We start from the raw sequence: 10,339 nt of genomic DNA on the forward strand, positions 1-10,339 counted from the left end.
CCGCCAGCAGTTTCTCGATCCCGGCCAACGGTGTGCCTGCCTTGGCCGACAGCACCAGTTCAGCCGGTTCATAGAGCGTGACGTCAGATAATTTCGACAGGTCGAGCGTGTGTTCGGTTTGCAGCGGCCGGCCGATGCCACGCTTGGAGCCATGGCCAAGGATTTCCAGCGGCGAGCCTTCCGCTACAGCCCAGGCGACGGTGGACAGGACTTCGGATGGGGTGGTCGGGGTGAAGGTGGTCATGAAGAGACCGCGCCAGATGCGAGTTCGGATATGCCGAGTTCCCTGGCGCCCCCCTCTGTCCTGCCGGACATCTCCCCCTCAAGGGGGGAGATCAGATGTCGCATATGGCTTCGCCAATCTTCAATGATGACGGAAGGGCAAGGCGTCGAAACTGCCAATCTTCCCCCTTGAGGGGGAGATGTCCGGCAGGACAGAGGGGGGTGTTCACGCGCCGTCATCACCCTCAAAACCTCGGAATGTCCGGAAACGCCACCTGCCCGCGGTGCACATGCATCCGCCCAAGCTCGGCGCATCGCCGCAGCTGCGGAAATACTTTTCCCGGGTTGAGCAGATGGTTGGGATCGAAGGCGCATTTGACGCGCATCTGCTGGTCGAGATCGATCTGGGTGAACATCTCCGGCATTAGATCGCGTTTTTCCACGCCCACACCGTGTTCGCCGGTCAAGACGCCGCCGACCTTGACGCAGAGCCGCAATATATCGGCGCCGAAGCTTTCGGCCTTGTCGAGTTCGCCCGGTACGTTGGCATCGTAGAGGATCAGCGGATGCAGATTGCCGTCACCGGCATGAAAGACATTGGCGACGCCGAGACCGTATTTTTCCGACAGCTCGCGCATGCCGGCGAGCACGCGCGGCAGCTCCTTGCGCGGGATGGTGCCGTCCATGCAGTAGTAGTCGGGCGAGATGCGGCCGACGGCCGGAAACGCCGCCTTGCGGCCGGCCCAGAAGCTCAGCCGTTCCTGTTCGGACTGCGAAATGCGGCAGGTGGTCGAGCCGTTCTTGTAGGCGATCGCCTCGACAAGGCCGATCAGATGATCGACCTCGACGCCCGGCCCGTCGAGCTCGACGATCAGCAGCGCCTCGACATCAAGGGGATAGCCGGCATGAACGAAATCTTCCGCCGCATGGATCGCCGGCCGGTCCATCATCTCCATGCCGCCCGGGATGATGCCGGCGCCGATGATGTCGGCAACGCACTGGCCGCCCTGCTCGCTGGTCGGGAAGCCGATCAGCAGTGCACGTGCCGTCTCCGGCTTCTTCAGGATGCGCACGGTGACCTCGGTGACGACGCCGAGCAGCCCTTCGGACCCGGTCATGACGCCGAGCAGGTCGTAGCCTTCCGCATCGAGGTGACTGCCGCCCAGCCGCACCACCTCGCCATTCATCAGCACCATCTCGATGCCGAGCACATTGTTGGCTGTGAGGCCGTATTTCAGGCAGTGCACGCCGCCGGAATTCTCCGCGACATTGCCGCCGATCGAGCAGGCGATCTGGGAGGATGGATCGGGGGCGTAGTAAAAGCCCTCCTGCTCGACGGCGGTGGTGATGCCGAGATTGGTGACGCCCGGCTGGGCAACGACGACGCGATTGGGAAAATCGATCCCGAGGATACGGTTGAAACGGCTCATGACCAGCAGCACCGCGTCCTCGAGCGGCAGCGCCCCGCCCGACAGCGAGGTGCCGGAGCCGCGCGGCACGACGCGGATGTTGCGGTCGTTGCAGTATCTCAGCACGCGCGAAACCTGCGCCACCGTTTGCGGCAGCACGACAACCAGCGGCAGCTGCCGATAGGCGGTCAGGCCGTCGCTCTCGAAAGCGCGCATGGAATTGGCGGCGTCGACAACGCCCTCACCCGGCACGATGATGCGCATGTCGGCGACGATCTCGTCGCGCCGGCGCATCGTGGCATCGTCTGGTTTCGGCATGGCCAGGCCGGACATCAGCAGCCTCATTTCGCTTGACTGGTCAAAATCTTTTACCAGTGAAGCGCGTTGGGTGCAAATCCTGTAATGGCGGCGAATCCAACTTCAAGGCGGAGACAGGCTTACGCAGCGGCAATCTGCCGCTGCTATTCGCCGGGCGGCTTGCCGGGTTCGGAGTGCATCCGGCGCACGCGGCGCACGCCCCACCAGACCAGCAGGATGGCGACAGGCACCGAAGCAGCGGTAATGATCTCCGGCGCGAAGGCATGGCCGAAGATCGAGGCGCCCTTGGCGACATAGCCGACAAGGCCGACCACATAATAGGAGACGGCGGCGACCGAGAGCCCCTCGACGGTCTGCTGCAGGCGCAATTGCAGGCGGGCCCGGTTGTTCATCGAGGCAAGCAGGTCGCGGTTCTGCTTCTCGACCTCGACATCGACCCAGGTGCGCAGCAGCGTCGTGGCGCGGGTCAGTTTTCGCGATAGATTTTCCTGCCGCTCCTCGACCGAGCGGCAGGTGCGCATTGCGGGCGCCACACGGCGCTGCAGGAACCCGCGCCATGTGTCATAGCCGGGCACAGCCTCTTCCTCGAGTGCGTCCAGCCGTTCGCCGACGATGCCGTCATAGGCGCGGCTGGCGCCGAAACGGTAAAGGCTCGACGCCGCGTCCGCCTCCAGCTCCGCCGCAAGTTCGGTCAGATCGGCCAGCAAGGTCTGGCTGTCCCGTGTCCCGGCGACCTTCATCTCCAGCGTGGTCTGCGCCAGCCGGTCTTCGATGCGGCGGGCGCGGCCGGACAAGGTCAACGCCAGCGGCAGGCCGAGCATGGCCAGCGTCCGATAGGTCTCGATGTCGATAAGCCGCTGCGACAACGCGCCGGTGCGCGCCGGGGTCAAGCCGCGATCGAGCAGCAGCATGCGCGTCAGGCCATCGCCATCCTGGCGAAAATCGGTGACGATGGCGGCGTTTCCGCGCTCGACCAGCGAGTAGCACAGGCTGGTCGGATCGAAACCGGCTATCAGTTGCTCGGTTGCTTGCGTCCATTTGCGGATTTCGAGCCTGATGCCGGAGATGCAGGTTCCCGGCGGGGAAAACCCGTTGCCGAAGGGTGAGTCCTCCTGCGTCCTGCCGCTTTCGGAAAGCGGCCCTTCCCACAAATAGGTCGAGAATTCGGTGTGCCGCTCCCAACGCAGCGAGCCCTTGCCCCATTTCATGGCATGGTGGCGGGCCTGGCGGTCGGGCGCGGCGATGCCGAGGCGCCGCGACAGTTCGGAAAGCACCGCGTGGTCGACGCCGGAGCCGCCCTCCGTCATGAAGGCGAGTTGCATCAGGACGCGTGGCTTTTCGATCAGCGGATGCGGCCGGGCATGAACCTCGCCGAGTGCGCCGGGCCGGCCCTCATGCGCGGGAAAGCCCATGACGCTGCCCTTGGCGCGCGGCTGGAATTCGAGATCGGACGGGTCGTCTGACACGGCTTGTTCCCCGGGGGTTTCCTTGAACCCGCTTGCACTCGCGTCCCTCTAGTGCCAATGGCCTGACGACGCAAACGGCAAAGTTAGCCGAAGATCACGGGATCGGGCGGGAAATCGGCCAGCTTTTTGTCAATTGGATAAATAATTTGACCAGTTGGCGAGGCAGGCTCTATTCTGCGGCACCGGTTCACCTTCCAGGCATTCTGTTGAGCGACATTTTTTCCAGGATCGAGCATTCGCGCACCGCCGACGAGGTGGTGCAGCAGATCGAGAGCCTCATCCTCGAAGGCGTGCTGCGCACCGGCGACCGGCTGCCGGGCGAGCGCGAGCTTGCACGCCAGTTCGACGTATCGCGGCCGATCCTGCGTGACGCCCTGAAGGCACTGGAAGGACGCGGCCTTTTGACGACAAGGCCCGGCGGCGGCACGCATGTCGCCGATGTCATCGGCCAGCTCTTCACCAAACCGGTGACGGACCTGATCTCGATGCACCGCAAGGCAGTGACCGACTATCTGGAATACCGCCGCGAGATCGAAGGGGTTGCGGCTGAATATGCGGCACGGCGCGCCACCCCAGACGACATGGCGCTGCTCGACAAGATCATGGCACGCATGGACGATGCGCACCGGACCGGCGACTTCGACGACGAGGCCGAGATCGACGTCGAGTTCCACCACGCGATCTGCGAATGCGCACACAACATCATCCTTTTGCACACGCTGCGCTCCTGTTATCGGCTGCTGTCGGAGGGCGTGTTCCAGAACCGGCTGCTGGTGTTCACCGTACCCGGCGCGCGCGACGCCCTGCTCGCGCAGCACCGGGCGATCCATGCGGCGGTGAAGGCCGGCGACCCGGCCGCCGCCCGCCAGGCGGCGATGGACCACATCACCTATGTCGAACGGTCGATGGCGGAGGCCGAGCGCAGCGGCGACTGGCAGCGCGTCTCGCGGCTGAGGTTGAAACAGCGCGTTGACGCCACCGATACAGAACCAGCACGCAAACGCTCCTAGCTATCGAAACGGGAAGCCCATGAGCCAGATCCTGACCATCGCCGACCTCAAGGACCTCGCACGCCGGCGTGTGCCGAAGATGTTCTTCGACTATGCCGATTCCGGTTCGTGGACCGAAAGCACGTATCGGGCCAACGAGGAGGATTTCCAGAAGATCAAGTTCCGCCAGCGCGTCCTCGTCGACATGGACAACCGTTCGCTGGCATCGACGATGATCGGCGAAAAAGTGTCTATGCCGGTGGCATTGGCGCCAACCGGCATGACCGGCATGCAGCACGCCAATGGCGAGATGCTGGCGGCGCAGGCGGCGGAGGAATTCGGCGTGCCGTTTACCTTGTCGACGATGAGCATCTGCTCGATCGAGGATGTCGCCTCGGTTACCACGAAGCCGTTCTGGTTTCAGCTCTATGTGCTGCGTGACAAGGATTTCGTGCTCAACCTGATCGACAGGGCAAAGGCGGCGAAATGCTCGGCGCTCGTGCTGACGCTCGACCTGCAGATTCTCGGTCAGCGCCACAAGGACATCCGCAACGGGCTTTCGGCGCCACCCAAGCTGACGCTGACGAACATCGTCGACATGGCCATCCGCCCGCGCTGGTGCGCCGCCATGGCCGGCACCAAGCGGCGGACCTTCCGCAACATTGTCGGCCACGCCAAGGGCGTCGGCAACATGGCCTCGCTGGCATCGTGGACGACGGAGCAGTTCGACCTGCATCTGTCGTGGAAGGACGTCGCCTGGATCAAGGAGCGCTGGGGCGGCAAGCTGATCCTCAAGGGCATTCTCGACAAGGAGGACGCGCTGATGGCGGCCAAGACCGGCGCCGACGCGATCATCGTTTCCAACCATGGCGGGCGCCAGCTCGATGGTGCGTCGTCGTCGATCGGCGTGCTGGAAGAGATTGCCGACGCGGTCGGTGACACGATCGAAGTGCATATGGATGGCGGCATCCGCTCCGGCCAGGATGTCCTGAAGGCGCTTTGCCTCGGTGCCAAGGGAACCTATATCGGCCGGCCGTTTCTTTACGGCCTGGGGGCGCTTGGCAAGGAAGGGGTTACCAAGGCGTTGGAAATCATCCGCAAGGAGATGGACATCACGCTGGCGCTGTGCGGAAAGCGTCTTGTCACCGACATGGGCAAGGACCAGCTCCGGCGCCAGGTCCCGTGACCGCCTGACCACGGAGACACCGAAAAGTTGGCAGAATCCGGCATCCATTTTCTCGACGCGCATGGGCCGGACGGCATCCGTCTCTATGCGATCGGCGACGTCCACGGCCGGCTCGACCTGCTGGCGGCCATGCATCTGCGCATCAGGGCCGAGATCGAGCAGGAGGCGCCTGCCGACTGGCGCGTCATCCATCTTGGCGACTATGTCGACCGCGGGCCGGACTCGAAGGGCGTCATCGATTTCCTGATCGAAGCGCAAGAGCGAGACCCTCGTCACCTGATGCTGGCCGGCAACCACGACATCGGCTTTCTCGATTTTCTCAAGACCCCTGACCCGGAAGGGCTTTTCATCCGGTTCGGCGGCATCCAGACGGCACAGTCTTACGGCGTAACGATCAGTGAAGGCACAAGCGTGTGGTTCGGCAAGGCCGAATCGGCCGTGCGCAGAGGACATCAGGCACTGGTCGAGGCCGTGCCGCAAAGCCACATCGACTTCCTGCGATCGCTGCCGTTTTCCGTGACTTTCGGGGACTTCTTCTTCTGCCATGCCGGCATCAGGCCGGGCATTCCTCTGGAGAAGCAAAACCCGCAGGATCTGATCTGGATCCGCGACGTCTTCCACAACCACCCCGACCTCTATCCGAAGATCGTGGTGCACGGCCACACGCCGGTGCCGGAGGCGGAAGTGATGGCAAATCGCGTCAATGTCGACACGCTTGCCTGGCAATCAGGCATGCTGAGCGCGCTCGTCGTCGACGGCGCGGACAAACGCATCCTGACAATGACGATCAAGGAAGCTTGAGCGCCGCGCGTCGGAGGATGCGAAAGACGCTTCCCGCTTTAGCGCAGCGAGGCGGTGACGCCGTAACCGTCGACGGCGTTGTGGTTGTTGGCTGCGTCGGCGGCATAGATGCCGAGACCGCACAGCACGATGGCGGACAACATGGCAAAGGACAGAAGCGCTGCTTTCACGGAGGTCATCTCTTGTTGAGCTTTCTGCATCTGTGCACCAGGCGGTTACCAATGCGTTGAAACGGAGAATTCGCTTCAAAGTTTCGACGATTTTGCGCTTCTAGGCATGTTCTGTATCAACGGTGTGTCGCGCGGGTCACACAAAAGGTTCATAGCCGTTGCACAGAAGATGCAGAGCGCGCGCCTTCTAGGATGGCGGGCGGACACAAGCCAAGAATGAAACCGTTTTCCCCAGGCGGTTTCACCGCCGCGTGCCAATTATGTCACGCTGGAGGGTACGGAGAGACCAACGCTCAGATGGTCGCTACCCAGGCCCGGGCAATGGCGAGGCCAGCGGCATCCGCATCGGGCCCGTTGCGGGCCATTTCGCCATCGAGCTTGCCGGCCCAGTCGGGATGGCGCGCAGCGATGGTCGGGGCAAAGGACGCGCTCCAGTCCTTGACCATCGGCCGGTCGGCCTCGAAGTGAAACTGGAAACCGTACACGGCGCGGCCGACGCGAAATGCCTGGTTCTCGGCGACATCGTTGCCGGCAAGCCGCACGGCGTTTTCGGGCAACACGAAGGTGTCGTCGTGCCATTGGAAGATCGGGAACTTTGCCGGCAGAGCGCCCAGCACCGGATCGGCCTTGGCGTCAGGCGTCAGCGACACGCCGTGCCAACCGAACTCATTGGCGCCGCCGATACGGTTCTCGCCACCAAAGGCACGAGCGACGAGCTGGCTGCCTAGGCAGATGCCGAGCACGGCGCGATCCTTGTCGGCAAAGTCGCGGGTCAGTTCGAGCAGTGCCGGGAAATAGGGGTACTCATCGTCGGCCAGCGCATTCTGGCCCCCGCCGAGCACCACCATGGCATCATGCCCGGCCGCGTCATCCGGCAGGGGATCGCCCCTGTAAGGGAGACGCAGGTCGAGATCGGCGCCCGCTTCCGCAAGTGCTGCGCCGACCTGGCCGAGGCCGGTATTGTCGTAGTTCTGGACCACCAGCACCCGCATCGCAAAACCCTGCTGACATGAAAAAGCTGCGACGAGCGATATCATGCCGCTCGCATTGCAGCCAAGATGCGTGTCCGGAGAGAAAACTATGCCACTGCAGAACCGGGTCGATCCGTTCGGTATCATCCACGCGGTGCCCGATCGCGGCATGTTCACCGGCAATCGCGGCATCATCCACGACCCCGAGACGAAGACGCTCAAGAAAAAGCGCTGGGCGCTTCAAGCCTGGATCATCTGCGTCTGCCAATTCCGAAATGTGCGGCGCGAACCGATGGGCCGCAACCGGAAGGGCGGTAAAGCGGGCTGGACCGAGCTGTTCTTCCTCGACGAGGTGACCGCACTGGCGGCCGGGCATCGCCCCTGCTTCTTTTGCCAGCGCGAACGGGCCAGGGATTTCGTCGGCCGCTTCGGCGAAGCCTTCGGCATCGCCGAACCGCGCGCGCCGATGGTCGACAAGCGGCTGCACAAGGAGCGGCTGGCGTCAGGCGGCAAGCCGCCGGTGATTGCGGTTGAAGACCTTGCCGGCCTGCCGGACGGCGTCGTGGTTGCGGATGGCGGCACTGTTTATGCCCTGCGTAGCGGCAAGGCACTGCGCTGGTCCTTTGCGGGATATCAGCACCCCAACGATTTCGACATGCTCAAAAGCAAGACACTCTCGCTACTGACGCCGGCCACGACGCTCTGCGTGCTGCGGCACGGCTTTCGGCCGGTGTGGCATCCGACCGCCGAGGCTTGACGCCGGCGGCCGGCTCGCTCATTCCTCGGCGATGCGCGCCAATTACAAAATGCAACGTCTGTTCGTGATCGACGATCTCGCGCCGGACATCGAATTCGAGGCCGGCCAACAGCAGAGCCACTATCTCCTGCATGTGCTGCGGCTTGGCGAAGGCGCCGAAATCCTGGTGTTCAATGGCCGCGACGGCGAGTGGTCGGCGGCCATATCGGCGAAGACGAAAAGGGCGGTGCGGCTGAAGGTGTCGGCGCTGCAGCGGCCGCAGCCGCCTCTGCCCGATCTCGTCTACTGCTTTGCGCCGCTGAAGCAGGGGCGGCTCGATTATCTCGTGCAGAAGGCGGTCGAGATGGGCGCCGGCATCCTGCAGCCGGTCATTACCCAGCACACGCAAGTGGCCAAGCCGTCGATCGATCGCCTGCGCGCCAATGTCGTCGAAGCCGCCGAGCAATGCGGCATCCTGGCGGTGCCTCAGGTGCGCGAAGCCGAAAAATTCGACCGCCTGTTGACCGGCTGGGACACAGAGCGACGGCTGATCTTCTGCGACGAGGATGCTTCGACCAACAATCCGCTGGCCGCGCTGCAGGCGGTCAAGGAAAAGAAGCTTGGGCTGCTGGTCGGGCCGGAGGGTGGCTTTTCCGACGATGAGCGCAAGATGCTGCGCGCCCTGCCCTTCGTCACCGCCATTCCGCTCGGCCCGCGTATCCTGCGCGCCGACACCGCGGCGGTGGCCGCGCTCGCGGTCATGCAGGCGACAGTCGGAGACTGGTGAGACGTCATCCCTTGCAAGGGACGGAGAGCGGAGTAACGTTCAATTCCTGTTGACCTGTGGCTCAGGATTTTTCGCTTGATCGTCTGCTGACATTTCGTCCATTTAGCGCCGGCGATCGTCCGATCGTCCTACAGCGCCCGCCTCCTTTCGGACGTGCAAAGGACACTGTAGCATTCCATTGGGGCACATGATCCCGGCGAAAGTCGAAAGCCGATTTTCGGGGTCATGTGCAGAGGGTTCATAAATGGCGCGCGATACGACCGATTTCCGCCCGATCGAAGGTGTCGACGAACTTGTCGAGCACCTGGCCGAAGGCAACAAGCCGCGCGACAAATGGCGCATCGGCACCGAGCACGAGAAATTCCCCTTCTATGTCGACGGCAATGCACCGGTCCCCTATGGCGGCGAGCGTGGCATCCGCGCCATCCTCGAAGGCATGCAGGAAAAGCTCGGCTGGGATCCGATCGTCGATGACGGCCGCATCATCGGCCTGGTCGAACCGACCGGCCAGGGTGCGATTTCGCTGGAACCCGGCGGCCAGTTCGAGCTTTCCGGCGCACCGCTGGAGACGATCCACCAGACCTGCCGCGAGGGCAATGCCCATCTGGCGCAGGTGCGCGAGATCGCCGAACCGATGGGCATCCGCTTCCTCGGCCTCGGCGGCAGCCCGAAATGGTCGCTTGCCGAGACGCCGAAAATGCCGAAATCGCGCTACGAGATCATGACGCGCTACATGCCCAAGGTCGGCACCAAGGGCCTCGACATGATGTACCGCACCTGCACGATCCAGGTGAATCTCGACTTCGAGAGCGAGGCCGACATGCGCCGCAAGATGCAGGTGTCGTTGAAGCTGCAGCCGCTGTCGACGGCCTTGTTCGCCAATTCGCCTTTCACCGAAAGCCACCCGAACGGCTTGCAGAGCTGGCGCGGCGACATATGGCGTGACACCGACAACCAGCGCTCGGGCCTGCTCGAATTCTGCTTCTCGCCCGATTTCGGTTTCGCCGACTATGTCGAATGGGCGCTCGACGTACCGATGTATTTCGTCATCCGCGACGACCGCTATCACGACATGACCCACATCACCTTCCGCCAGTTCATGGCCGGGGCCGCGCGCAATGAAGTGCCGGACGGGCTGCCGACAATGGGCGACTGGGCGAACCATCTGTCAACGCTGTTCCCGGATGTGCGGCTGAAGCGCTTCCTCGAGATGCGCGGCGCCGATGGCGGGCCGTGGCGGCGCATCTGCGCGCTGCCGGCCTTCTGGGTCGGATTGCTTTATGA

Annotated in this window: 11 protein-coding genes; 6 read left to right on the forward strand and 5 right to left on the reverse strand. The window is 63.5% G+C overall.

What is annotated here, in order from left to right:
* From EN925_RS09455 to EN925_RS09470, 3 genes are all read right to left on the reverse strand, one after another.
* A partial coding sequence (locus tag EN925_RS09455) for an FAD-binding protein (RefSeq protein ID WP_128336483.1) occupies nt 1–244 on the reverse strand: 244 nt, incomplete at its 3' end.
* Nucleotides 245–467: 223 nt separating this feature from the next.
* The gene (locus tag EN925_RS09465) at nt 468–1,964 is read right to left on the reverse strand and encodes an FAD-linked oxidase C-terminal domain-containing protein (RefSeq protein WP_064994790.1); all 1,497 of its coding nucleotides are present in this window, start codon (nt 1,962–1,964) and stop codon (nt 468–470) included.
* Nucleotides 1,965–2,092: 128 nt separating this feature from the next.
* On the reverse strand, nt 2,093–3,415 hold the full coding sequence (locus tag EN925_RS09470; protein ID WP_127388224.1) for a DUF3422 family protein: 1,323 nt from the start codon (nt 3,413–3,415) through the stop codon (nt 2,093–2,095).
* 206 nt (nt 3,416–3,621) lie between these two features.
* On the opposite strand from EN925_RS09470, the gene EN925_RS09475 reads away from it, so the two are divergent.
* From EN925_RS09475 to EN925_RS09485, 3 genes are read left to right on the forward strand one after another with little or no spacing between them, the layout of a single operon-like run.
* Nucleotides 3,622–4,425 carry an FCD domain-containing protein gene (locus tag EN925_RS09475; protein WP_127369935.1) on the forward strand — a complete coding sequence of 268 codons (804 nt, stop codon included), beginning with the start codon at nt 3,622–3,624 and terminating at the stop codon, nt 4,423–4,425.
* Between the two features lie 19 nt (nt 4,426–4,444).
* Nucleotides 4,445–5,590 carry an alpha-hydroxy acid oxidase gene (locus EN925_RS09480; RefSeq protein ID WP_013530347.1) on the forward strand — a complete coding sequence of 382 codons (1,146 nt, stop codon included), beginning with the start codon at nt 4,445–4,447 and terminating at the stop codon, nt 5,588–5,590.
* Between the two features lie 27 nt (nt 5,591–5,617).
* Nucleotides 5,618–6,391 carry a metallophosphoesterase gene (locus tag EN925_RS09485; RefSeq protein WP_063172771.1) on the forward strand — a complete coding sequence of 258 codons (774 nt, stop codon included), beginning with the start codon at nt 5,618–5,620 and terminating at the stop codon, nt 6,389–6,391.
* 38 nt (nt 6,392–6,429) lie between these two features.
* Here EN925_RS09485 and EN925_RS41460 read toward each other — a convergent pair whose 3' ends face one another.
* Nucleotides 6,430–6,561: a hypothetical protein gene (locus EN925_RS41460; protein ID WP_013893872.1), complete on the reverse strand. Its 132-nt coding sequence runs from the start codon at nt 6,559–6,561 to the stop codon at nt 6,430–6,432.
* Between the two features lie 293 nt (nt 6,562–6,854).
* Complete coding sequence (locus EN925_RS09495) at nt 6,855–7,553, reverse strand: type 1 glutamine amidotransferase (RefSeq protein WP_027162214.1); 699 nt, start codon at nt 7,551–7,553, stop codon at nt 6,855–6,857.
* 88 nt (nt 7,554–7,641) lie between these two features.
* Here EN925_RS09495 and EN925_RS09500 point away from each other — a divergent pair, with 88 nt between their 5' ends.
* The 3 genes from EN925_RS09500 to EN925_RS09510 form a co-directional block, all read left to right on the forward strand.
* On the forward strand, nt 7,642–8,289 hold the full coding sequence (locus EN925_RS09500) for a hypothetical protein (protein ID WP_127370155.1): 648 nt from the start codon (nt 7,642–7,644) through the stop codon (nt 8,287–8,289).
* A 31-nt stretch (nt 8,290–8,320) separates the two neighbouring features.
* Entirely contained in the window at nt 8,321–9,055 is a 735-nt protein-coding gene (locus EN925_RS09505; protein ID WP_127370156.1) for a 16S rRNA (uracil(1498)-N(3))-methyltransferase, read from the forward strand.
* 244 nt (nt 9,056–9,299) lie between these two features.
* Nucleotides 9,300–10,339, forward strand: a 1,040-nt coding sequence (locus EN925_RS09510; RefSeq protein ID WP_128336485.1) for a glutamate--cysteine ligase, incomplete at its 3' end; no start/stop codon positions are given.

It is taken from the genome of Mesorhizobium sp. M7A.F.Ca.US.006.04.2.1, assembly GCF_004022915.1.
GTDB lineage: Bacteria > Pseudomonadota > Alphaproteobacteria > Rhizobiales > Rhizobiaceae > Mesorhizobium > Mesorhizobium ciceri.

What these genes read in the sequence shown, in the direction of transcription:
- EN925_RS09465 (WP_064994790.1), bottom strand. Translation starts at nt 1,964, where the DNA reads ATGTCCGGCCTGGCCATGCCGAAACCAGACGATGCCACGATGCGCCGG.
- EN925_RS09495 (WP_027162214.1), bottom strand. Translation starts at nt 7,553, where the DNA reads ATGCGGGTGCTGGTGGTCCAGAACTACGACAATACCGGCCTCGGCCAG.
- EN925_RS09480 (WP_013530347.1), top strand. Translation starts at nt 4,445, where the DNA reads ATGAGCCAGATCCTGACCATCGCCGACCTCAAGGACCTCGCACGCCGG.
- EN925_RS09500 (WP_127370155.1), top strand. Translation starts at nt 7,642, where the DNA reads ATGCCACTGCAGAACCGGGTCGATCCGTTCGGTATCATCCACGCGGTG.
- EN925_RS09505 (WP_127370156.1), top strand. Translation starts at nt 8,321, where the DNA reads ATGCGCGCCAATTACAAAATGCAACGTCTGTTCGTGATCGACGATCTC.